This is a genomic window from Terrimonas pollutisoli, from assembly GCF_029360765.1.
In the GTDB taxonomy this organism is placed as follows: Bacteria; Bacteroidota; Bacteroidia; order Chitinophagales; family Chitinophagaceae; genus Terrimonas_B; species Terrimonas_B pollutisoli.
Genome location: NZ_JARKNA010000011.1, coordinates 53,289 through 77,122, shown reverse-complemented (window position 1 = coordinate 77,122; position 23,834 = coordinate 53,289). Strand labels below are relative to the sequence as shown.

General features: G+C 41.3%; 22 protein-coding genes. 10 read left to right on the top strand and 12 right to left on the bottom strand.

Translation table 11 applies throughout. The annotated features are described in order from the left end of the window. Positions 1–241 precede the first annotated feature (241 nt). The 3 genes from P2W73_RS16985 to P2W73_RS16975 all read right to left on the bottom strand — a co-directional run bounded on the left by P2W73_RS16985 (position 242) and on the right by P2W73_RS16975 (position 5,222). Complete coding sequence (locus P2W73_RS16985; protein ID WP_276503278.1) at positions 242–526, bottom strand: hypothetical protein; 285 nt, start codon at positions 524–526, stop codon at positions 242–244. Between the two features lie 371 nt (positions 527–897). Next, a complete protein-coding gene (locus P2W73_RS16980) occupies positions 898–1,962 on the bottom strand; it encodes a DUF3500 domain-containing protein (RefSeq protein ID WP_276503277.1) in 1,065 nt (354 codons plus the stop codon). A 905-nt stretch (positions 1,963–2,867) separates the two neighbouring features. After that, positions 2,868–5,222 (bottom strand): DUF2330 domain-containing protein, encoded by a 2,355-nt coding sequence (locus tag P2W73_RS16975; RefSeq protein ID WP_276503276.1) that lies wholly within the window; start codon positions 5,220–5,222, stop codon positions 2,868–2,870. A gap of 176 nt (positions 5,223–5,398) precedes the next feature. Here P2W73_RS16975 and P2W73_RS16970 point away from each other — a divergent pair, with 176 nt between their 5' ends. After that, entirely contained in the window at positions 5,399–5,947 is a 549-nt protein-coding gene (locus tag P2W73_RS16970; RefSeq protein WP_276503275.1) for a hypothetical protein, read from the top strand. A gap of 89 nt (positions 5,948–6,036) precedes the next feature. Here P2W73_RS16970 and P2W73_RS16965 read toward each other — a convergent pair whose 3' ends face one another. Beyond that, on the bottom strand, positions 6,037–7,977 hold the full coding sequence (locus tag P2W73_RS16965; RefSeq protein WP_276503274.1) for an adenylate/guanylate cyclase domain-containing protein: 1,941 nt from the start codon (positions 7,975–7,977) through the stop codon (positions 6,037–6,039). A gap of 534 nt (positions 7,978–8,511) precedes the next feature. Here P2W73_RS16965 and P2W73_RS16960 point away from each other — a divergent pair. Further along, complete coding sequence (locus tag P2W73_RS16960; protein WP_276503273.1) at positions 8,512–9,273, top strand: hypothetical protein; 762 nt, start codon at positions 8,512–8,514, stop codon at positions 9,271–9,273. An 82-nt stretch (positions 9,274–9,355) separates the two neighbouring features. Then, a complete protein-coding gene (locus tag P2W73_RS16955; protein ID WP_276503272.1) occupies positions 9,356–10,129 on the top strand; it encodes a cupin domain-containing protein in 774 nt (257 codons plus the stop codon). A gap of 126 nt (positions 10,130–10,255) precedes the next feature. On the opposite strand, the gene P2W73_RS16950 is transcribed toward P2W73_RS16955, so the two are convergent. Then, positions 10,256–11,071 (bottom strand): hypothetical protein, encoded by an 816-nt coding sequence (locus P2W73_RS16950; RefSeq protein WP_276503271.1) that lies wholly within the window; start codon positions 11,069–11,071, stop codon positions 10,256–10,258. A 353-nt stretch (positions 11,072–11,424) separates the two neighbouring features. Further along, positions 11,425–12,219 (bottom strand): cupin domain-containing protein, encoded by a 795-nt coding sequence (locus tag P2W73_RS16945; RefSeq protein ID WP_276503270.1) that lies wholly within the window; start codon positions 12,217–12,219, stop codon positions 11,425–11,427. A gap of 208 nt (positions 12,220–12,427) precedes the next feature. Here P2W73_RS16945 and P2W73_RS16940 point away from each other — a divergent pair, with 208 nt between their 5' ends. Then, entirely contained in the window at positions 12,428–13,405 is a 978-nt protein-coding gene (locus P2W73_RS16940) for a helix-turn-helix transcriptional regulator (protein ID WP_276503269.1), read from the top strand. 73 nt (positions 13,406–13,478) lie between these two features. Here P2W73_RS16940 and P2W73_RS16935 read toward each other — a convergent pair whose 3' ends face one another. Continuing rightward, positions 13,479–14,015, bottom strand: coding sequence for a YxeA family protein (locus tag P2W73_RS16935; RefSeq protein ID WP_276503268.1), 537 nt, complete (start codon positions 14,013–14,015; stop codon positions 13,479–13,481). Between the two features lie 233 nt (positions 14,016–14,248). Beyond that, positions 14,249–14,416 carry a hypothetical protein gene (locus P2W73_RS16930; protein ID WP_276503267.1) on the bottom strand — a complete coding sequence of 56 codons (168 nt, stop codon included), beginning with the start codon at positions 14,414–14,416 and terminating at the stop codon, positions 14,249–14,251. Between the two features lie 320 nt (positions 14,417–14,736). Between P2W73_RS16930 and P2W73_RS16925 the strand changes: the two genes are divergently transcribed. After that, positions 14,737–15,396, top strand: coding sequence for an alpha/beta hydrolase family protein (locus P2W73_RS16925; RefSeq protein WP_276503266.1), 660 nt, complete (start codon positions 14,737–14,739; stop codon positions 15,394–15,396). A gap of 367 nt (positions 15,397–15,763) precedes the next feature. After that, positions 15,764–17,776, top strand: coding sequence for a serine hydrolase (locus P2W73_RS16920; protein WP_276503265.1), 2,013 nt, complete (start codon positions 15,764–15,766; stop codon positions 17,774–17,776). 544 nt (positions 17,777–18,320) lie between these two features. Here the strand turns inward: P2W73_RS16920 and P2W73_RS16915 are convergent. Further along, entirely contained in the window at positions 18,321–18,710 is a 390-nt protein-coding gene (locus tag P2W73_RS16915) for a hypothetical protein (protein WP_276503264.1), read from the bottom strand. A gap of 295 nt (positions 18,711–19,005) precedes the next feature. On the opposite strand from P2W73_RS16915, the gene P2W73_RS16910 reads away from it, so the two are divergent. Then, the gene (locus P2W73_RS16910) at positions 19,006–19,449 is read left to right on the top strand and encodes a hypothetical protein (RefSeq protein WP_276503263.1); all 444 of its coding nucleotides are present in this window, start codon (positions 19,006–19,008) and stop codon (positions 19,447–19,449) included. A gap of 19 nt (positions 19,450–19,468) precedes the next feature. Here the strand turns inward: P2W73_RS16910 and P2W73_RS16905 are convergent, their stop codons facing one another. Beyond that, on the bottom strand, positions 19,469–19,822 hold the full coding sequence (locus tag P2W73_RS16905) for a hypothetical protein (protein WP_276503262.1): 354 nt from the start codon (positions 19,820–19,822) through the stop codon (positions 19,469–19,471). Positions 19,823–19,937: 115 nt separating this feature from the next. Continuing rightward, positions 19,938–20,342, bottom strand: coding sequence for a fasciclin domain-containing protein (locus P2W73_RS16900; protein ID WP_276503261.1), 405 nt, complete (start codon positions 20,340–20,342; stop codon positions 19,938–19,940). Between the two features lie 215 nt (positions 20,343–20,557). On the opposite strand from P2W73_RS16900, the gene P2W73_RS16895 reads away from it, so the two are divergent. Then, complete coding sequence (locus tag P2W73_RS16895) at positions 20,558–21,673, top strand: PAS domain-containing sensor histidine kinase (RefSeq protein WP_276503260.1); 1,116 nt, start codon at positions 20,558–20,560, stop codon at positions 21,671–21,673. 146 nt (positions 21,674–21,819) lie between these two features. Continuing rightward, the gene (locus tag P2W73_RS16890; protein ID WP_276503259.1) at positions 21,820–22,413 is read left to right on the top strand and encodes a hypothetical protein; all 594 of its coding nucleotides are present in this window, start codon (positions 21,820–21,822) and stop codon (positions 22,411–22,413) included. Between the two features lie 42 nt (positions 22,414–22,455). Here the strand turns inward: P2W73_RS16890 and P2W73_RS16885 are convergent, their stop codons facing one another. Then, positions 22,456–23,139, bottom strand: a complete 684-nt coding sequence (locus P2W73_RS16885; RefSeq protein ID WP_276503258.1) for a murein L,D-transpeptidase catalytic domain-containing protein — start codon at positions 23,137–23,139, stop codon at positions 22,456–22,458. 264 nt (positions 23,140–23,403) lie between these two features. Between P2W73_RS16885 and P2W73_RS16880 the strand changes: the two genes are divergently transcribed. Beyond that, positions 23,404–23,790 (top strand): DUF2147 domain-containing protein, encoded by a 387-nt coding sequence (locus P2W73_RS16880; protein ID WP_276503257.1) that lies wholly within the window; start codon positions 23,404–23,406, stop codon positions 23,788–23,790. Positions 23,791–23,834: the final 44 nt, after the last annotated feature.

Genomic DNA, 23,834 nt, shown 5'->3' with positions numbered 1-23,834 from the left:
AATGTTTTGACCTAACTGTGTTTCCTTCGCCTTGGTTTCTGTCCGCAGCAAATAAAAATATACCGGAAGCATTGCTAAACGCTATAGGGTACTGCTGTGAGGCTGCAAGCCTCGCAGAGCTCAGAGTACATATTTTATACAGCCACTTTGTGCATAAACCCACCCTCAAAACTGAAAATAAAAAAAGGGCTGCCTCTTTTATTTTTGAGACAGCCTCTTACATTTCAAAACATACAAAAGGTCAGCTAAGTGCGGCTGTTTTTTTTGTTGCTGGTGCGCCGATTGCCACTGCTTCATTTACTTCATAACAAAAATTGGTGGCCATGTCTCCAGCTTCCTTATCAAGAAATTGTTGCACTTCCTTCACGGTGTCTGCTTCCCAAACACAGGTGCCGGTTTTGCCATCCTGTGCTGGATATACTGCGTGAATTTTGGTACCGGCAGGAGCAGCGGGAATTACTTCTTGTGCTTTTGCCCAGAAAGCTTGCGGATCGTTGATGTTGGTGTGATGTGCGATGATTAACATAATTTAAGATTTGTGCCCGCTCCAAAATAATCCGGGACCGGACGGTTTAAAAAAATCAATTCACACATAAAGAGGATCAAACAGAAAAGTTTTCATCTTATACCGGATCAGGTTGGAGAGAAGAAATCCGGGAGCCGGAACAAAAGTAGATTTTTAGAATTGCATGCTATTAAAAATATTTAATCCACCTGTTGCTCGTTTTTAAGTTCTTGCGGGGGTCTTCGTCAATCTTCAAATAAGTAAGTGGTTTCGCCGGGGTTTGGCATGTGTGGGTTATGTGAACGGAACAACCCAGGCGCTTAGTAAACTTTTACATTTATAATGACAAGCATGATGATAGTTCCTAAGTGGAGAACAACAACTTACAATAACTAATGACGGCCTTTCTTATAATGTTCCAATAACTCATCGCCGCCAAAATCATTTTGCAGGTCCCTGGTCACCGTGTGAATATGGTTAGCGTTGTTTTGAGTATTGTCATACTCAATAATAATAGTGGGGCCATGTATGCGGTAGTAATGGGGATTACCAATGCCGGGTTGCGGTGCACCGGCCCAGGCAAACCGCAGGTTATTCAATCCCGCAGTTTCTATTTCTTTCATCATATTCATAGCAAATAAGCGGGTATAACGATGAATATAAACACTCAGTAATTGTATAAATATTTTTTGTTGGGTACTGCTTAGTTCGCTATATAAAATCCCTTCTGGCTGTTCAATCATTGCTTTCCGGCTCGCTTCTGTAATAATTTCGGACGGAGCTTCTTTATCAATGATTGCTTTTTTTTGTTGGCCCGCATCAAGGGAATGTAATAAAGTAAAGCCAAGCTCCGTTTCATTTTTCAGAATATGTTTTCCTTTTTCCGGGCCTGATAATACAATGGCAGGATTAGTTCCCAGGAATCCGGGTGTGCCGGAAACAAGCGAATTGTTTTCTACAGAAAAATTAAATGAAACATGATGGCCTTCCAGTCTCCATCCCCAGATGGGATCGTTTGCCGGGTTACCAAAAATGGAAAAATAATATTTGCCGGGATTACGATAATCATCATCTGACGGACGGCCTTCTGCTTCTCTTAGAATGCCTTCTAATTGTATGACGGCAGTTGTTTTTGCAAAACCTGTGTCACTGAGTGCAGTGCGCAATAAGTCTATTGCCGCCTTTCGTTGTACTTCGGCCAGATCTTTTAACGGAACACCTTTCCTGCTCTTCGGAACATAATGCCAGTTGTACCGTTCCTTTTCATCAAAGTCAAACTGTATTTCATTTTTCTGCTTTGCCGAAAGTGTTTTTAAAAATTCATTAGCGGCCGCAGCCATGCCACCCAGATTTTTTCCGGCCGGTTGTGTATCGGTGTTATTATTATTATTTGATTGCGACTGACAGGAGAAAAAACTTCCTGTTATAAAAAGAAGGATGATTATGACAGGTTTCATAAATAAGATTGATACACAATCATAAAATTATTTTATAAAAGTAGTTAAAAATAAGAAGTGCCCGTTCTTAGCTAATTAGTACTTTGAGGTGTATTTCCTTCCCGAGTATCCCTTACTAAGGTTTTCAAGCCGATGTCTCATAGCGTTGCTTTGTTGTGTAGCATGGACTCGGCGTAAATCAGGAACGGTCTTTCGTCACACAAATAAATAAAGTTCAACGGTTGTCCTGACATCTGCAACTTAAGCCTACCTGCAGCCTTAGTCAGTGTCCGTAAAAACTAGAAAGCCCCGTTGCGTGTCTTCACCATAGTCGTTAACTTAAGGAATATTTGATTGAGATTAAGGGATGCAAAATGCTCCAGCGGAGTGATCCTGTGTGGTTTATTTTCTCCCCATAATATTATAAAAGGATTCTGGCTCGCAGACACGGGTAGGGACCTTTATTGACCACCGCAGATGTCTTTTTCTTTTATGTTCTTTTGGCTTGAACCAAAAGAACCAAAAGTTCAAGGCAAACACCAACGCTCCGCGGGTTTTGCCGGGCCTACGCACGGGAAGATTCTAATAATTTATATGTCGTTTTTTATCCGCAGCGGAAGGACGAAGACTCCGCTGCGTAATATGCGGACTAACGGGAGGCGCTGCTTTTTCGCTGATAGTGTTTATAATAATACGAGGTTGACAGGAAGCGAAAAAGAGGCGCTTGAAGTTTTCCTTAAGTGCAGGGTGTAGGGACCTTAAGTTAACCACTATGGTGTCTTCACGCAACGGAATATTTGTTGGTTAAAGCATCGCAAAAAGCGGAAATAGGTCTTGACAAATTGACTTGAACAAAATAAAAAGTGATGCACAAAAAAGCATCACTTTAACAAGCTTGAAATATTTATTTAAACCAATGTATTAACCTAACTGTGTTTCCTGAACCTGATCAGCGAAGCCAACCCCGCTATTCCAACCAGTGCAAACAGCAGCCCATTATTTTCAAACGGTTTGTTTTTTATACTATGAGACACTGTTGCATAAGTTGCCTCTGAAGGAATGAACTTTTCTTCCTCATCATTCAGCACAACATCCCAGTCATTATAACTTTTGCCGGTTAAATAAGTAAGCATTTGCATCTCGTCGGAACGACGTTGTTTTAATTCTTTCAAATATTTTTTTCCGGCATCACAGGAGAAGTCGCCTGTAGCAGGATGTGTAATGATATACCTCGCCTGGAAGTTTTCCGTATTAGGCGTTACCTGGAACATAAGGTCTTGCGGAAACTTATTGCGGTTATACCTGACATGTAAACGGGTAAAATAAACATTGTCTGAATAATCATCATCTTCTTCCTCTATATCGTTATAATCATTCCAGTCGCGGTTGATCCACCAGACTCCTGCCTGTGCCAGGTCCTGTGCCGATGGCGCTGTGGCTACGCAGGGATCGCATTTCACATAATTCTTCGGACTGACATCCCATGCATATTCAAGCATGGTAACCGCCTTACCCTCCTTATCCCATTGGTGCTGGAACAGATTAGCATAAAAATTTCCAAAATTGTTTTGAACAAACAAAGGAATGTTTTTCCCGGTAGGCAATGAAACAGTTCTGTAGTTGGTGGATTCAACTCTTCCTTTTTTGGTAAAGGCATAAACAATCATATCCTGGTCGCCATCTGCATTGGCCATTCCCAATCTTATCGGCAGCATAAATTTTGGTGAAGAAAACCTGATCTGGATAGGCCGCAGAAAATTGCCAGGCAGTTTTTTCTTCTCTTCTTCATTTACCTTGACGACAAAAAATTTCAGGTTGCTTTTGATATAAGGCTCCAGCACTTCATCAGCACCCGCCGGTATTTTATAACCATTTTCATCCAACCATGTTTTTAATCCTGAACTTTCTTTAGCACTAAGGATCAGTATATCGTATTCGCCAACAAGATATTTGGCTTCTATTTTTACTCCCAGGTCTTTTCTTTTAGCAGTACCATAACCCGTAACCACTACTTCATTCAGTGCTACACCCGGGGCCCTGCCTTCCAGTTTATAGTTATACTGCAGACAGGGATTCTGATCATGATACTCCACCAATCTCGGTTTGCTGTAATCATTCAACACATTAAATATCTGCTGATCCACTACTTTGATATCATTCTTTTTCAATACAACGGGTACAGGCACTACCATTGCAAAATCTTTCAGATTGCCTTTGAAATCATTATACATAGTGATGACATTCCGGTTGCCATCCCTCACCAAAATGACCTGTGATGTTTTGTTCTTCAATGTGCCATCGGCCTTACTAACATAAAAGCCACAGAAAGCCGCTGCTTCATGGCTGATCATGCCGGCGAGGATGATCAGTGCAGCTAATTTTTTTGCAAAAGGTTTCATGATTATTTTTTTGAGTTGATACCCCCAGCCCCTAAAGGGGTGTTTAGGGCGATTAATAAATAAATGGTTTTTCCATTCAAACGATTTTGATGTAAATATTCTATCTAATAACGGCACCAGTGGCGCTGCCGCTACCAATACCCAAATGATCGTATTGTATTTCCACTTAAATGCGGAAAGATAAAAGGCAACACATGCAATCAAAACAGCCCATAATATCCTGGCAACAGAATGATTTGGCGATGTTCTTGGATCGCTGATCATAAAAAAAGTAAAGAGCAATAAGCTTCCCGTGCTGACAGAATGAATAAAATGATCCATCGGCCATCCCAATATATAAACCTGTCGCCAGTACAGGAGGCCTACATAAGTAACCAGGAAGGCAAGTGAAACATCTAATTTTTGAACCCTTGTGACCACAATGGTTCCCAGTGTGATCACTCCGAAAAATATGACGGTATTACTTCCCCACTGACCCGGATTAAGCCATGCAGCATTGGTTAAGAAAATAGTAGCTACAATACCGAAGGCTGAGGGATTGAAAATATGTTTATGGTTCCATTTGAAAATATATTTTGAGGCTACGGTGAGAAAAGCGGCCAGCAGGCTGATCCACCAATCGTTTGTCTTTAGAAGAAGACAAAGACTCATAGCGCTGATGAGTGAACTGAATCCCCAGCGATCAAACTCACCGGGCTGCAAAAAGCGTTTTGATTTAAAGGAATCGACGGTATACTGAAAGAGCAAACATCCGCCAATGCTGATGAAATAATGCAACCAGTCAGCATGCCAGTGTAGCATAAGAATACCATAACTGAGAAAAATTGCCTGGAAAACCACCTGGAAATACCGCGGGTCTAAGTGCAGTTCTTTTCGTTGCATAAGCTTTGTTTAAATTCCAGATGAAGCAATGCGGAGAATTACACAAAGAGTTTTGAATTTTTTTTTGGGCATCCTGGGTTAGCAAAAATTTGTTCCTGTTGATATGGATTTTCGGATAGCTCGGCATCACCCCAGGTTGCCCGATAAAACAAACTATCTTTATTTTAAAACTGGCCATGAGAAAATTATTATTCTTCTTTTACCTGTTTGGTTGCTGTGCACCGTTTATAAGCTGTAATAGTGTAACGCCTGAAAAATATTTTGACATTGCTGTGCTCAACTGTAACAGGCTGCACGGCTTTGCCGGTACGGGTATACAACGGGAATTAGAAACCCCATCAGTAAAAATGATCGATGGTGATAAGGACAAAATCGCCCCAATGAAACGAAAAGAAGTGATCGACGGGAAAATACAGTTTATCGAAGAGAACAGGGGAAAGCTTAAAAAGTTAAACGAAACAGACGATACCCGTAATATGCTGAAGGCATCTATTGCCTTGTATGATTATGTGTTGCCGGTATACAAAAATGAATACAGCCAGCTTGCTGCGTTATACGATGAGAATGCTCCGAGGGAAAAAATTGATTTGCTTGTAAAATATATTTCCGACAAACATTATCCAAAATTTGTAAAGTTGTTCGACAAACTGACAGATGCAGGAAAATCATTCGCTGCAAAGCACCATATTAATGTACAATGGGATGTACAGACTTCGCCCCGGTAGTTGGTTAAATATGATGAAGTTTGCGGTCGGTAAAAAATCATCTGCAGCAGTCTTTAACAAATAAGAGAAAGTTCAACAGTTGACCCTGATTAGGGATAACCAACCTTATCTAAAATATTTAAAAACCGGGGATCATTTCTAAATTCGGCAGGCCCCCATTTATCGTACCTGATATTAAGCAATATCGGATCACGGTCGATATAAGCCTTTTCCAGGTAATCAAAAGCTTCATCGAAATTGCCCAGGTATGCAAGGGACAAGGCGGTAAATGTTTTTGCGAGATATTCCTTTTCCGATCTTTCCTTTAATTCATTCATCAGGGCATTGGCCTTTTCCATATCACCCATGAGGCAATAATTCCAGATAAGACCATTTACGGCAAAATGATGCCTGTTGGAAATTTTTATAGCCTTTTCAAACGAAGAAATAGACTCCTCATATCGACCCATTTCCAAAAGTATATTTCCTTCTGATATCAGACAGATAAATGAGTTCCCATCCAGTTCAATACCTGCCCTGCAAATCTCAAGAGCCTTTTTCAGTTTGCCAATGGTATAAAGTGTTAAGGAGAAAGTACCATAATAAGACCCGTTAAGCGGCTCGAGTTTTATAAGTGCCTCCCCATGTTTTTCCCCTTCCTCAAATTTGCCTTCAACCATAGTTACAAGATTCCAGCCGTACCATGAATGCGCCTGCGTGTACCGGGGATTTATCTCCAGCGATTTTAGAAAATTTTTCTTTGCTTCTACCCAGTTCCATTCAAAAAGGGTATAGTAAAATCCAAGCGAGCAATACGGCTCAGCAAGTGTCGGATCCAGTTGAATGGCTTTTTCAGCGGCTTCCTTTGCTCCTGGCATTATTAGTTTGGGTGCGGCCAGGCCATAATTGCCAAGTAATAAATTTGCGTCTGCATAGCCCGTGTAGGCGAGGGCAAAATCCGGATCTATATCAATAGCTTTTAGAAAATACTGCATAGCAGATACGATAGAAGCGCCGCGCCGGTTTAGATGAAAACGTCCCTTTAAATATAATTCGTAGGCTTCCGGGTCAGCCGTATGAATTTTAGTGATCTTATCCCTGTCCCGCTTCAATAAGACAATGCTTAGTTTCTCCGTTATAGATAGAGCGATCTCGTCCTGTATCGCGAAGATGTCATTCATTTCACGATCGTATTTCTCAGACCAGAGGTGGAAGCCATCTTCAACATTGACCAATTGCGCGGTAATACGAATACGGCTGCCCTGCTTGCGAATGCTGCCCTCGAGAACAGAGTTGACGCCGAGTTTTTTTCCCAGCTCCCTTACATTTTCGTTATTATTCTTAACGTGTAGAGAAGATATCCGGCCGGCCACTTTTAAATCCTCTAAATGCGTTAGGGAGTTAATTATTTCATCAGCCATGCCCTCACTAAAATATTCTTGTTCCGGATCGCCGCTGATATTCAAAAACGGCAAGACCGCAATACTATTTGTGGAAACAGCGGGAGAATAATTGTATTTCTCAAAATGGCTTAAAGAAAATGCTTTCTCATCACCATCCATTATCACTTCATAAATTCCTACAGGTGTTTGAACATTTTTCAACATTACCTGCTGTACAAAGCGACTGTCGGCTTCTTTTTTATTTTTTGTATTCTCATATACGGTTTCTGAAACATAGATGCGACCCTCCGGTGCCAGGGCCTGAATACGGGCTGCAATGTTTACCACATCCCCAAAGATGTTTCCTTCTTTTACAAGCACATCGCCCATATGAATGCCGATACGCACAGGTAAGTATGGTGAGACATTAAAATCTTTTTGAAGGCTCTTCGCAAATAGCACTGCATTTACTGAGCTGTTAAACAGCATTAAACATCCATCACCGTAGTATTGAATGATAGTTCCATTGTATTCTTCAATTTTTATTTGAATGGCCTGCCGGAAGCGATTAATGTTTTCTACCGCCATATTCTCATCCTCCTGCATCATGGCGGTATAACCGACAATATCAGTAAATACAATAGCGGCAAGCTGGTGTATGTTGGACATTTGGCAGTGGTTCAAATGCTGAAAAAAGATAGTGTACGGAAGTAAGCATTGGAATATCCGGAGGTATGGTATTTAAAGATAAGTTTTTTTTGACCTTTTAGGGGTTTTCACTGGGTGCATTCCGAATTGTCGCCATTCAAAACCCACCTCCGACGCTTCGCTCGGAGCCAGACATTTATCGTCAGGCCCACCCGAAAGTTTTTTATACGAAGATGCTTTAACCCCTCTCCGAAAGAGTCCGGAGTCCTTCGGACCGGCGGAGGTCTTATGTAATTATCCTATATTATTATTGCGTAGGGCAGCAACGCTGCGACAATCTGGAATGAACCCAATGCACCTATTTAATCAAATCTGGAAACAGATTCATAATTTTAATACCGGATTTATTATTCTGCCAGACCAGTTATTTATTCTGTTGTTCAGTAAATGCTTCAGCTGCTTGTTGTTTACCTGATCAGTTCCCTTCCAGACAATTGATTTTTTCCGGTGCAAGTGATCGAACATTCAAAAGATTTTTCACCAAAACTTTCATATATGAAAAAGCTAAAAATCATGTTGCTTGCATTTGTCATGGCTGTTTCTTCCGCTTTCGTGCTTAATGCCCAGGGAAATGAAAATTTTCAATCTTACGGAGTGCACGAAGATGTAGTATTGCCTTCCATGGTTAATGAATACGAAGCTACCGTAAAGGAACTGGTGGCCAACGTCAAAAAGTACAATATCCAGGAACTAAAATGGATTACAGCAGTCACATCTGATTTCAGGTACCTGTATTTATACCCCCTTGCCAATATGGCCGAACTGGATAAGGATAGCTGGAAATCGCTGAGAGATAAAATGGGCGCCGATAAATTTGGTGATCTTTTTAAGCGGTTTAGTAAATGTTACGATAAGCATTTTGACTATGTTCTAAGACTGGACAAAGAACTCACTTATATGCCCGGAGGCATCACCCAGACTCCGGAGGGAAAAAATTACCGGCGCTTCTATTATCTCCGTTATACGCCACAGCAGGAAGAAAAACTGGTTGCCAGTTTGAAGGCTATAAAAGACATGTTTCAAAAGAAAGGTTCAAAAATGGAATATAGGATCTATAGAAGCGGATTCGGATCCGGGGGAGATTATTTCCTGGTTGCCCTGGCGGCTAAAGATGTAATGGCGTATGAGACCATGAATGCAGAAAATGATAAGTTGTTGGGTGAAGAAGCAGGTAAGGTGTTTGGGGAAATGATGAAAAATATTTCAAAAATGGAAGAAATTTCAGGTAGTATTAGACCTGAACTTGCAGTAAATTAATTACACCCTGGATATACCAGTGATCCTACTCCCGCACTAACTATTAGTCCTGCCTCATTTATCATTCAGTAAAAAAGTATGTATGCAAAAGATAGACAAAAGCCATTTTATATTAACGGTAGCCCTCTTATTGATCCTTGCTGCCTGCAAGGGACCTGACAAAAAAGAAGCGCCAGCCGAAACAACCGACACCACCCAAACAGCGACTGCCGAACCCGTCGCACAAGATGCAGTAATGGATGCAGTAAAAGCAGCTCCTGATCTTTATAAAATATTAAATGATACAATGGGCATACGAATTGTCGAAGTCACTTACAAACCCGGCGATTCATCTGCTCTGCATTCTCATCCTGATCTGGCCGCTTATGCGGCAGCAGGTGGTACGGTAGCGTTTTATGGAAAAGACGGGACTAAAATGGAGAATGAAATGAAAACGGGCACAAGCTTAGTAAGACCCGGTGAAGTACACAGTGTGAAAAATGCAGGCAAAACAACCCTTAAGGTAATACTGGTAGAAGTGAACCGCCCGATGCAAACCACCTCGCAGGATGCAACACTGGATGCAACAAAAGTAGCTCCGACCTTGTACAAATTGAAAAATGATACATTGGGTATAAGGGTGCTTGAAATTAGCTATAAGCCGGGCCAGTCATCTGCTATGCATTCCCATCCTGACAATGCACTTTATGTGATAGAAGGAGGAAAAGGCGAGTTTACAGGAAAGGACGGGACAAAAAATGTGATGGAATTTAAAAAAGGGATGACAGCGATAGGTGCTGCGGATACACACAGCGTGAAGAATGTTGGCACTACAACCCTGAAAGCGATATTGGTGGAAGTGAACCGTGCTAAGTAAATATTCCTTTGGCGTGGTTCTATAGACGGAATTCCGTCTTTGCAAGTGCAGGACGGATTTCTTTCTCCTCATCGTGATCAACCTACGGATCCTGGCGGGTGGAAAAAACACCTGCCGGTATAAATATTATTTCTTTTCACTGGTAGAACTGAGTTGGTAGCCAACCAGCATAATATACTGGTAAGACCACCAATGCTGACGGGCACGTCCACTTCCATACAGCAATATATCGGTATAATTTGCATAAGCACCTTTAAAAGTAAATTCAGCAACCAGGCTTTTGAATAACACAGCATGCAAGCCACTTTCCACACCAGCCACATAGCCCGAAACATGATATTTGTCATTACGTGGTTTGCCAAACAACCGCGTATCTGAACGCGGAATAACCAAACCGATTCCTGGTTTTAATAAAATATCAAGCTGGTATTTTTGATGGTTACTTTGCCATATTTTTTTTCGTTTCACCACATTAATTATCCAGTAATTGGCGCCATCGGTATGTTCGTATTCTATAAACTCCGGATGTACCACGGTGTCTTTATTCAAATATTTTCCGTTAATGATTCCTTCGATATGAACCCGCTGTCCCTGTTTCAGAATATATTTTGCATGGTCAAAATTGATTTCAATGCCTGTGTTGGGTTTATTTTTAAAAAACAAACCCAGGCGTACTGAATACTGCGGTGCATCAATGCCGCGGCCAATGTGCAGGTCATTATCATCAATGGCCTTTGCTTTTACCAGTTTGAAATCGTAATTGGCGGTTTTGAAATCTTTGAAATGGATTGTGCTGTTAGTATAATAAGCACGATGCCAGCCGAAGGTAAAATACCATGTATTTTTTGGAAAAGACTCTTGCTGTCGCTTAATTGAGGTTTGAGAAAAGGACGCAGTGATGGTGACAAATAGAAATATTGAAATGGATATTTCAATTTTCATGGCTTACTGTTTCCTATATCAAAAGTACTATTTCTCTGCCGGGAACTTAGTCCTGCTTCCCCGCCGATTGTTCCCTTTTTCACCAATGTCTCAGGCGAATGTCGGATAGCAATTGTGCATGGTCTTACGGCACTCGTCGTACCGTGGATAAAGATCATACCAAACAGACGATCCCATTTTGTAAAAACCTTAGTAGCAAATAATCCTCATCTGTATCCCAACCTTATTAGCTCAATAAGGTAATAAGGTTTCAAAAAACAAAGAATGGTCTTCTACTAAGGTTAAGGAACCACACATCACCACAATCAAAAGAAATCTTCCAATGCCTGGATTGTTTCCACAACATCCCCTGTTTACATAAAATACTTATACAGGCTTTTGTCTTCACCTTTCCATTGTGCAATTTTAGCCAGCGCATTGATTAGTGGCTCCTGGAACCAGTTGGGCATGCCGGGCAGGAATGATTCGCTGTAGGCAAGCAACAGGCACATGTGCCAGGGGTTTTCAGTCATATCGTTTTTCAACAAACCATCATTCATGAGCCCATATGCGACCCTTAGTGTTTTTTCCAGTCCCCCGGCAGGCGTCACTTTTACCAATAATACTGATTTGTGATCAAGGGCATTTTTAAAATAGTGCATGTCTTCTTTATTCGCCATTGTGGTTTGCCCTTTATCCAGTACAATTTCCTCACCATTCCTGCCAATTTTTATGCTGCCTTCTACAACGGTAAACTGCTCCACAAACCTGGTATGATAATGCCAGTCGTTGCCGCCGTGTGGTTCCAGTTCTACCTGCACGAGTTCATAGGCATTGTTTGTTTCAGTTCCTGTTTGCACAAAAGTAGCCGAGTAATTGCCTGCCTGGTTGTAAATAGTTTTATCGGCACGGTTGCCTGTGGTGCGATCAAGCTTTGGCAGAAAGGTTGCAAACAAAATAATGCCGAACCAGGCTGCTACGAGTAAAAAGACCGGTAGTACGAGTATGCTGTAGAGCAGTTTCACCCATAACCTGGCATTTCCACGCCAAATACGTACTACACCTATGGGATAAAACAGGAGCGAGAGCCTATATTTCCATTTGCTTTTTTGTGCAGTTAATCCAGCTTTTTCCCCAGTACGTACCGCATCGGTAGTCATGTTTTTCATATGTTATTTATTATTGTTTTTTGGCCATATGGAATTGATGAGTTCATTTGTTATTTTATTTTGGCCTCATCGAACTTTGTTTCGCCAAATAATCATCCCGGTTGGTGAGGATTAACCTGGCTCATTTCATGTTGCTTTTAGTTTTAGGCAAAGTTGAGCAACGACAGCGCCGTGCCTGTTTAGATCAACGGATTAAGATTTAGGAAAAATGGATAAAATCAATCTGACTCAATGGGACCAGTACTTCGGTACCACGGAACAGCAATTAGTTCATAGCAGTGAACGCTATACGCATTTCACCGTACAGTTTCAACAGCCCGGCCTTGCCACAGGTAAGCTGAATGCCATCAATACACCGGGTATGCTGTTTACCGAACTGTTTATGGAAGCGGATCAACCTTTCAGTTTATATGATGCCGTGCCGAAAGAAACGGCCGAGTCGGTATTTGTGCTGAGTGGCGATGTGGAGTCCCGCTTCGACAACTTCGCGGAGCCTATCTATTTTGGCAGGCAGCAGCACAACATACAGTATAATACCAATTTTTCCGGCACACATACTATTCATTCGCCACAGTTCCATGCGTGTACCATTACCTACCATCCTGATTATTTAAACAGCTTGGCAGAAGATGAACCAACCGGCGCCCTTGGTTTGTTTTGTAAACACGTGCAAAAGAAGACGCATTTCCTTGGCGCTGCAGGTGGTCTCTGCTGGCAGCAGCGCATGGCGGAATTAATAACGGCCATACGGCAATGTACCTTCCAGGGCATTACCCGTTATATTTTTATTGAAAGCAAATTGCTTGAGCTGTTTGTGCTGCAAATGGACCAGGTGCATGCGCTGCAATCCAATGCTGCGGAAAAATATTGGTCAGCAGCCGACAAAGAGAAACTGTATGCTGTAAAAGAATTTATAGCAACATCCTTCCTGGAGCCACTAAGCCTTAGGAAGCTTACCTGCCGGTTCGGGCTTAATGAATACAAGCTGAAGAAGGGGTATAAATATTTTTTCCGCACCACGGTGTTTGGTGATATACACCAGCTACGTATGCAGCAGGCAAAACAACTGCTGGCAGAGCGGGTCATGAATGTTACGGAAGTAGCATACCATATCGGTTACAACAACCTCAGCAGTTTCTCCTATGCGTTTAAGAAGATGTTTGGATATAGTCCGGGCAACGTGTAGTGCTACGGGTATTTATGTTACAATATTTCCTGCTTTATTTATTGGATGAAAACTGACTGAAGTAAGATTTATATCAGCGTTCTATTTTGACTTTAAGCTTTCCGTTAGCAATAGGTACATAGTTTCCGTTAGATAATTGAGCCTGTCCGCTGAAAGTGATTGTTACAACGTCATTAGTGGCATCATAAGCGGTAATAGTATAATTCATGACCGGCCCGGGATCCAGGTTAGAAGATTTATAAATATCGTCTACGCTTGCAGGTGTTTCTGTATAATAAAATGCATTAAGATGATCGTTGCCATCAATACCCGATTGGTAGGTCTTTGTTGTAAAATTGAGATCAAGAAGGGACAACGCTATATTAAAAAAGTGCCCTGAAGTTTTCTCTGCTCCTAACATGGTAAATGTGTAGGTATTATTTGCTTGTTTTGTTGTGTTGAGAGAGGCTGTTCCAAAAAGAAATGATCCGGAAAACACTTTTGATCCCTCGGTGAAGGTCCAACTATTCTCTGCTGTTTCGTCATTTGGATCACTATCTGATTTTTTTGAACAGGCTGATAGAAATAGTAGGACAGCCGGCAATAGATATAGGAGGAAGGCTTTTTTCATAGTATAATGTGTTAAGAAGTTATTATTTGAATTGTTGCGTATTAATAGATCCGCTGAAATCTTTCAGTAACCTGCTTAAACGATTTTTTATTGAAAAAATTATCCCGACCGGCCATAAGATTTTATATTAAAGTATCCTTTTTGACAGAACAAGTTGCATCCCATTGCATTAATATCTGCGGATAACCGCAGTATATAAATCGAAAACAGTACCAGGTTTTGTATGTTTATTTTTAAAGCCGCAACGGCAAATCTCTCAGTCGTTTTCCGGTCGCAGCAAATATTGCATTGGCCAATGCCGGTGCAACAGGTGGAACACGCGGCTCCCCGGCGCCTCCCATTTTTCCGGAACCGGGAACCATATGCACTTCTATCTCCGGCATTTCATTCATTCTCATCATCCGATAATCATGAAAATTTGATTTCTGTACTTTTCCATTTTCAATGGTAATCTCTCCATACAATGCCTCAGTTAGTCCAAAAACAATTCCGCTTGTTCAATATGAATTTTTCTTGCCTTTGGTTTGCCAATTCCATGTATTAAAAATCGAAAAAATTTTTTTACAACCCGGACCGTCTGTCAGAAAAAGAGAAAGTTTAACCGCCACACCGGTGGCATCAGACTTTGACCGTACTAAGCAGATGTAGCATCAATAAACAGTATTAAGGAGACAGCATAATTATCCTTCTTACTTTTACTGCAGGTTTAAAAAATTAGCAAATGAAAACGAAATCTTTATCGCTGAAAATTTCGCCTTCCATCGGTACTGTTTCAGCCGAATGTATTATTCCGGAAAAAAGTAAATGCATCATGACCCTTGCACATGGTGCAGGTGCTGGTATGAATCATTCTTTCATGGTAGCATTGGCGCAATTACTTTCAGAACAAGGCATCGCTACGCTGCGTTTTAATTTTCCCTTTGCTGAAAATAAAAAAGGAAGACCCGATATACCTGCGGTGGCTCATGCAGCTATTGCATCAGCTATTGCTAATGCACAGAAATTATTTCCGGAGCTCCCGCTTTTTGCGGCAGGAAAATCCTTTGGTGGCCGAATGACTTCTCAATACTTATCAGCCCATCCCGATGCAGCAGTAAAGGGAATTATCTTTTATGGTTTTCCCTTACACCCCCCGGGCAAGCCATCAATTGAAAGAGCAGAACATTTAAAAGACGTAAAGACACCGATGCTGTTTTTACAAGGAACCAAAGATGAATTGGCTACATGGGATTTAATGGAACCGGTATGTAAATCACTAAAACTTGCTACGCTTATAAAAATAGAAGGAGCGAATCATGCATTTAAAGCCGGGAAACAAAATATACTACAACTGCTTGCCGACACCACAAGGGATTGGGTTGAGAAAATGATAAAGAAATAATACCTCAGGCAAATTCAGACTAAAGATAAAAAAGTTTTCCAGCGCCTTTAGTTGCGTCGCATATCACGACAGGGGGCTTCGTTCTTAAAAGCAAACGGCCTTCAGTCTATCGGAATCTGTCGTGCGTAGGCCGCCCCGATAACTATCAGGGCTTGAGCTTTGGCTCTCCTGAGCTTGTCGAAGGATGGTTCAAGTCAAAAGAACATAAAAAACAAAAATATTTTTAAACTAAGCTCCCAATGCAACATATTTTCTACAAACGTTACATTATTAATAGCAGGTTTTTGTAACATTTCTATGTTTCAAACCGTCACAGCTAATTGGCAATCCAGCCCTCCATTCTTTAAACCTTAAACTCCGGAATACTATGTCAAAAACATTCAGCAAAACCATTTGCCTTCTTCTTATTTGCTTTTTGTTTTGTAAAAATTTATTCGCCCATAATGGCAGTGTAGCTTATGCTTATCCGCTTGGCAAGATCACTGTTGACGGCGATTTTTCCGATTGGCCGGGGAGTGCAACGAAGTACATGATCGGAACTCATTTGTCGGATACAAAACCTAAAGGTGAATCTGATTTTTCAGGTTTTTTCCAGCTTGGCTACCGGCTTGATAACCGCTCCCTGTATATTGCTTTTACAGTAACAGACGACGACTTTATAGAAGATACCAGTCAAAATGTGCGGTGGAACACCCAGGATGGTTTGGAGCTAAGCATTGATGCCAGGCATTTGCTTTCCGGTTCCGGAGTTGCTTCTTTTATGTATAGTAAAAAACTACGCAATACCAATAATGCCTTTTATGACCCCTTTGCAAAAAATGCAACATGGGATATCGTGGAGGTCGCCATGGCTACCAGGGGTACTACACGTTTCTATGAGTGGCGTATCATATTGGGAAATGAGATGAATGTGGGCAAATCCGTTGGCTTCGATTTTCATATTTTCGACAGGGATGCGGACGGAAGTTTTTCCTATTCTGCCTGGGGCAGAGGTGGCTCCAAATACATGAACCCAAACAGCCTCGGAGATGTGATCCTGTTGCCGGTTAGTGCAAAACTGGCAACCATTAGAGGGAATGTGGGTTGGGACAAGCAAATGAAAGAGCAGTTGCCCGGCGAGGTTCGGGTAAACGATATCCAGCATAAGAAACTTTGGTTGGAAACCGGACTGGATAGTTTAGGAAACTATTCGGTAGAAGTTCCGCCAGGCAAATATGAAATCACCATGCCGGATGCTTATTTTCAAAATGGCAATAAGGTTTATGCTACCGGTCAAAAAAAGCCCGTCACTGTTTTAGTAAAGACAGGTCGAAAGGCAGTCGTCCCTCATCTTACTATACCCGCCACTCCTGTGCCCGATTTAATTCCTGCTAAAGGTGTGCTTCACAATTTTACATCGGCCAACGCAAGCCAGGTGGACCACTTCATCAAAACATATCAACAGTACTTTGGCATACCCGGCGTTTCACTGGCATTGATCAAAGACGGGAAACTGGTTTATCATAAAACATACGGTGTCAGTAATACAATGACAAGCGCCAAAGTGGATGAGAATACGTTATTCGAAGCAGCTTCTATCACCAAGCCGGTATTCGCTTTTGCGGTGCAACGATTGGCAGAACGTGGTATGATTGATCTTGACAAGCCGCTCTGGCTCTATCTTCCTTACCCCGATATCGAATACGACGATCGGTATAAATTGATTACGGCAAGACATGTATTAACGCATCGCACAGGTTTCCCCAACTGGCGATGGATGAACGAAGATGGAAAACTGAATCTTAAGTTCACACCGGGCACTGGCTATGGCTATTCAGGCGAAGGTTTCGAATATTTGAAAATGGTGATTGAAAAAATTACCGGCAGGAAAGTGGAGCAGGTACTGCAGGAAGAAGTGATCGAACCGATGGGGTTGTATCACACTTTCTTTTCCAAAAACGATTCGCTGCAACGCATGGTTGCTTTCGGTCATTATAATGGTTTGCCCAGTAACAATAATTTGCCCGAGTCGCCGGGCATGGCCTATTCGATGCATACGGAAGCAAGCATATTCACCCGCTTCATGTTGTATTTATTGGAACAAAAAGGACTGAAGGCAGCAACCTATGACACGATGTTTCAAAAGCATTCCGACTTCAACTATAATCCCGGCGATGAAAAACCGAAGATACCCGCTTATATGGGCATGAGCCTGGAGATCCGCGAGACGCCGTTTGGAAAATCATTTGGGCATGGCGGTAACAATGGCGATTTCAAATGCAAGTTTGAAGTGTATAAAGATTTAAAAATGGGCTATGCCATTTTTACCAATTCCAATACATCCGATATGTTGTTAGAGTCGCTGCGCAAGTTTTTAGTGGAAGGGAGGGATACGCCCTAAAGATGGAAGAAAAATCATCGGCGGTGCTCTGTCTGTAGTGCATTATTTAATACAATTTAGGAGGGATTCAGCGCCTCTTTTTCGCCTGGTATAAAAATGGTATAGCTATCAACACTCCCGGCGAAAAAGCAGCGCCTTTCGTTGTTTCCAATATCACGAAGTGGAGTCTCCGTCCTTCCATTTCGATAAAAGAAAAGGCTTTCAAATCATCAGACTGTTTTGGCGTTGGCTGGAAAAACGGGCGGAGCAATTCGTTTTTCCTTGAACTTTTAGTTCTTTTGGTTCAAGCCAAAAGAACATATAAGTATTTCAATTCATTTACTTGTTTTCATTTCATTCATTATAGCCGTTTTCAGTGCTTTATTAAATTTCAGCTTTGCAGCTCAATCAAAGTTTATGCAAGAAGAGTTTTTGAAAACCATTCTTGTTAGGTGACAAACCCGTTTAAAAATTATTCATCAGGGCAATGGAATTCACAGGTGACTGCTGGATAGAAATGGGCATAGCCTTGTGGCACTCGCCGTGTTACGGAGAAAACTTTTCGTTACTCCGGCAAAGCGTTGTCGATAAAATAATTTTCAGCATCAGCAATATAATCCGCCGGGTTGGGCTGCAGAGTTATTCTTGCCTGTGATGCATAGTAAAGACTATCTTTTACTTCAAAGCTTTCGGGCCCGTCATAGCTAAGGATCCGGATAAATTTATTTTTCCCCCGTACCACCCATGCTTTTTCGATTGTAAAACCATGCTTGACACGCAATGGATAAACTCCCTTTTGCCAGGCACTGACGAATTCATTCATCTTTCCCTTATTAATCGTGAATATCCGCACCTGTGTTGTTTTTGCTGTTTTTTGTTGTCTGACAGGCATGAAATTGACAAATAGAAAAAAAGTTACCAGGCAGATAACAGCCATGGAAATAAGCTTTTTCATGATTTAGTATTTAGTTGTATTTCTAAGTTACCCATTCAAAGCTGATTTTTTTTATTTCACTGCTATACCTTGTAACCCAGAACAACTCATGTTGATTTCAAGTCTATCTCTTCCCTGGCCCTGCGGATATATTTCTTTTTTTTAACATAGCCAGCTTTTCCACTTATCTTTAAGTTAGTATATCATTCCACTTCAGGCTTGGGGTTAAAACGACCAGGCATCGGTTCCTGGCAGACCCTTCTTGTTTCCTTCTTTGTTACAGACATATCGATTTAAAAAGCTAAACTAACCCGTTATGAGAAAGATTATTTTTTCAGCGATCTTGTTTTTGTGTTGTGCGAATTTATTTAGCCAGCAAACAACTCCCGGTCGTCTGTCAAATGACCGGGACTATCTCCAAAAAAGTAAAAACCAGAAAAAGACAGCCCGGATATTGTTGGTAAGCGGCGCCGGTCTGATCATTAGTTCTTTTGTTATTCCCAGGGGAACATTGAAAGAGGACGGTATTTGTGTTGGCGCATTTTGCGATAAGAAATATAAAAACGACGGTATTAAAACGACTTTGCTCATTGCCGGAGGCGTGGTGACTCTTGCAAGTATACCGCTGTTCATAGCGTCAAAGAAGAACCGGAGAAAAGCAGGCGCTGTAAGGTTTAAAATGGAGAACAGCATTCAATTGTATAATCAAAAACTGGTGTCCGCCTGTTTCCCTGCATTGAGGATAAAACTGAATCTTTGATTATGCGTCACAATTGATTTTACATCACCCATAGTTTTGCGCCTTTACCTGTTGTGGCAAACCTTTCGGTTAAATGATTTTCAAGCTCGTCACTAAAAGTTTTGTTGTCGCGGCATGCTTCAAATAAAGATTCAATATTTCCTGTAAATATTTGTCCCGAAGTAACCAGTTTTGTCAATTGCGGATTGGCATCTATCCAATCATTGCGCAGGGAATGGTTTTTAAGGAAAGAAATAATAATCTCTTCTTTGTAAAAAAGGGGAGAACCAGCAGTCTTTTGATTTACGTTTATAATCTCAGTATTTACAGCCGGGTAATTCCCAGATTCAAATATATCCAGATTGCCGATAAGATATTTCTCATATTGTTTCATAAATAGCGTTGAATAATGCCAGGCTCTTTGTTGAAATAAAGAAATAAGAAGTTAAAAAGCCACCCCTATAACAGGGTGGCTGGTGTGTTGATTCACCTATTGAGGCATAATGGTGTTATTGAACTAAATTGTCAAGAGAGTGTACAACGCCATTGGAAGCATCCATATCTCTTCCCTGTATTTTTGCTCCGTCAATGTCGGTTTCACCATTTCTTACATGAACTGCAAGTTTCTTGCCGTTCAGTGTAGTTAGTTCTTGCCCGTCAGTTAGATCTTTAAAATGGATTGTACCATTTATCACATGATGATTCATGATGTCGGCCAGTTTAACCCTGTTCTGCGGCCTCAACAGATCCGGCCATTCACCCCTTTGCAATTTGCCGAAGGCATGTTCTGTGGGTGCAAAAACTGTAAACGGTCCCATTTTGCTTAATTGTTCATTCAGCCCCGCAGCTTTCATCCCTATGGCAAGTGTAACCAGGTTTTTGTCAGCTGCAACAACATCTACAATGCTTAACATGATATAAATTTGATTTGCAGATAGAATAACCTGCATTACCTGTAATGTAGCATTAATAAAGCAATAACCAGTTTATATTTTGAGTAAACAGACCATAAAGCACCAATTGTTGAAAACATTAACAAACAACCACAAAATAACGGCTTGCCAGGAGGAAAATGTTTTAACGGTATAGAAAACAGCTAAAGTTTTAAATCTAGTCAAATACTTCACTGGTGTTGCGAAATACGAAACAGGAAATGTATTCCTACATTCGCCTGAAAAGTCTGTCCGCAGGCATTATTTTTACCGGAACTATGAACAACGAGGGAAATATTGAATTTGAGATGCTGGCTCTTTTTGAGATGACACCGGATCTTGTATGCATCGCCGGCGAAGATGGTTATTTCAGAAAAATAAATCCTGCTGTAATCAATAAATTGGGCTACACGGAAGAGGAATTGTTTTCCTGCCCGATTTCCACTTTTATTCACCCGGATGACCGGGAGTATACAGCGAGGGAAAGAAGTCAATTATTAAAGGGCAAAACTCTGCTGAATTTTCAAAATCGTTATGTCGCAAAAAACGGAACCGTGATCTGGCTGGAATGGACATCGGTCTTTTTGCCAGATAAAAAAATAGTGTTTGCCATTGCAAAAGACATTACAGCAACCAAGCACAGGGAAAAAGAAACGGAGGAAAAGTATCATACGTATAAGAGCATGGCCACTCATTTTAAAAGCCGTGCAGAAGAAGATAGAAAATACCTGGCGCATGAATTACACGAGGAAGTGGCCCAGCTGGCAGCGACTATAAAAATACATATAGCCGGGATCGATCATCAACAGGCTGGTTTACCCGGAACGGTAAGGGAAAAAATAGAAGAGACCCTGTCGCTATCCGACCGGCTGGTGAGAACGATCCGGAGAATTTCTTTTTCTGTCAGACCAAATATGCTGGACGATTTGGGTTTTAATGCCACTCTCGAATGGGAATGCAAGGAGTTTCGGGCACTTACCGGGATACCCTGCCGGTTTATCAGCCATTGTGCCGAGGACGATATGCCTGCTGGCATTAAAATCGATTTCTATCGTATATGCCAGGAGGCGCTGAGTAATATCATGGAACATGCGGAAGCTAAAGCTGTCAACGTTATGCTGCATTGCAACAACGATACCATCATGCTTAGCATTGCCGATGACGGTAAAGGGTTTGATGTTAAAAGACATGTATCATCTCCGGGGTTATTGAATATGCAGCAACTGGCCGTTTCGATCAATGGCCGGCTGAGCATAGAAAGCGAGACAGGAAAAGGAGCGAGGATTTCAGTTGTTATAAAAAAGAGCGGTTAAATTTTGCCCGATTTTTTTCACGGTCACGGTAAGGAAGTAGTTTCAATTTTTTATACGTGAAAATTCATCATTCATAAAAGAAAGAAATGACTGGTATGGTCTTTCAACTCGTATATAAAAAGATCCTAAAACCATAATTTCACGCTATGAAAAATTTGTTTGCAATTTTTATTGTTTCCCTTTCCTTTGCCGCATCAGCACAGGAGCATACTCCGCAACTATTAAAAGAACCCGCTGGCTGGGAATTTGAAAGATTTGCGTTGCCTCCGGCATTTGCACGGGGTATTACTTATAGAGGTGCAGAGGAGCTTCGCTTTGCGCCGGGAATGTTCAACAAAGATTCAGCAGCTTATTTTACTTATGCTTTCGTGGTTCAACTCGACGATGTTACGGGTATTTCACAAACCGATATCCGGAACTATCTATTGAACTATTACAAAGGTTTGTGCAGCGTTACAGCGAAGGATCGTAACCTTGTGATTGATACGTCTCAAATAACTGCTACTGTAGAAAAGAAAAAAAACACAGCTGCAAATGAAACCATTTACAATGCTTCGATGAATATATTTGGAGTTTTTGTTGATGGCGCCCCGGTAAAATTAAATTTGGAAGTGAAAGTTTTAGTGGATGCCGCTGCCCACAAAACTTACCTCGTTTTTATTGCATCTCCTCTCGAAAAATCAGCTGTCATATGGAAAATACTTTACCAGATTCAAAAGAAGTTTAACATACCAGCATAGGAAGTGTACTGCCTCCGCGGTGTCCGAAATATATTATTCGTTTTACCGGTAAATCCACAACAGGATTGGTTTTTCTGAACGTTGGATGATACGGGATAGCCGGTCGAAAAAATTATACGACACCATCGGGCATCCTAAACTATTGCAGAGAACCCGCGGAAAAATTTCTTCATCAGGTACGCAATCGTATCCATGGATAACAACTCCTCTCGAAAAAGCATTGGAGTTGCTGTTGTCAAGGCCATGGAGCTTGAATGATTCACCGTATTTGCCATTGTAGAAGACGCCTACTTTATAGCGACCGATAGAACTACAACCACTATTGGCAACGTTGGAGAATCTTGCCCGTGAAAGAAAGCGTTCTTCACAACTTCCGTGAGCAACCAAACCTGAATAGGCAACCCCGCCTTTCTCAAGGTCGTAAACAAAAAAGCGATTTTTGCCACTGGGAATACTCATATCAATCAGAAAACAATAATCGATGGAGTAACCCTTCTTCTCTGCGTATTCAGCCATCTCATTGGCCCGGTTGCTTAAACTTTGCGAAGACTTTTTTACCTTTTTCTCAGATTTCTTATTCTTTTTCGCAGCAACCTTCGTCGATTTCTGGGTTATTTTAATCCCGGCATCAGCCGTTTCAGCGGAAGTATTTTTATTGTCAGCGGTGCATGATACCAGAAGAAGAAAAGATGTCAACAACAACAGTAACAAACCTGTTTTTTTCATAGGAATGAATTTTGATCAATATAAAAAAATCAGCGGGGAGCCGGCGAATAAATGCCACATTATCAAATGCGCATCGAGAAATCAGGTGGCCATTGTCGGGATACTACGAGAAATAATACGAGGTGATACATTGCAGACGCATATCATGATTGGCATGCAGGTGAAATCGGCTAATAAATTCACTATCGAATAATGCTATGGCTCATTGATCATAAAACTGGCAGATGGTTTGTAAGCTACTTAACAAATTAATGAGTGCAACCTATGAGATGGATGATTCTACTAATGGCGTCGCTTTTATCCCTTACTGGTTATGCGCAGGCAGATGCTGATATAATTATCGGGAAATGGTTAAAGACTTCCAAAGAAGACTTGATTATCGAAGTATACAAATCGGGTGACGAATACCAGGGGAAGATAATCTGGACGAGAGACAATGATTCTGCCAGGCTTAAAGGGTTTCAAATTTTGGAAGGGTTGAGATATGCCACTGAAGAAAAGGTATGGGAAGGCGGAAAAATTCATCGTCCCAAATCATCAGGTACTTATCAGGCTACTGCCAGAATCCGGTCAAATGGGACGCTTGAGGTCCTCGCCTACAAGGGGTTTAAATTTATTGGTAGAAAAAAATATTTCCGGCGGGTTAAATGAAGTGTAATCATTTCAGCCAGGTGTAAATAATCACCGCTTTTACT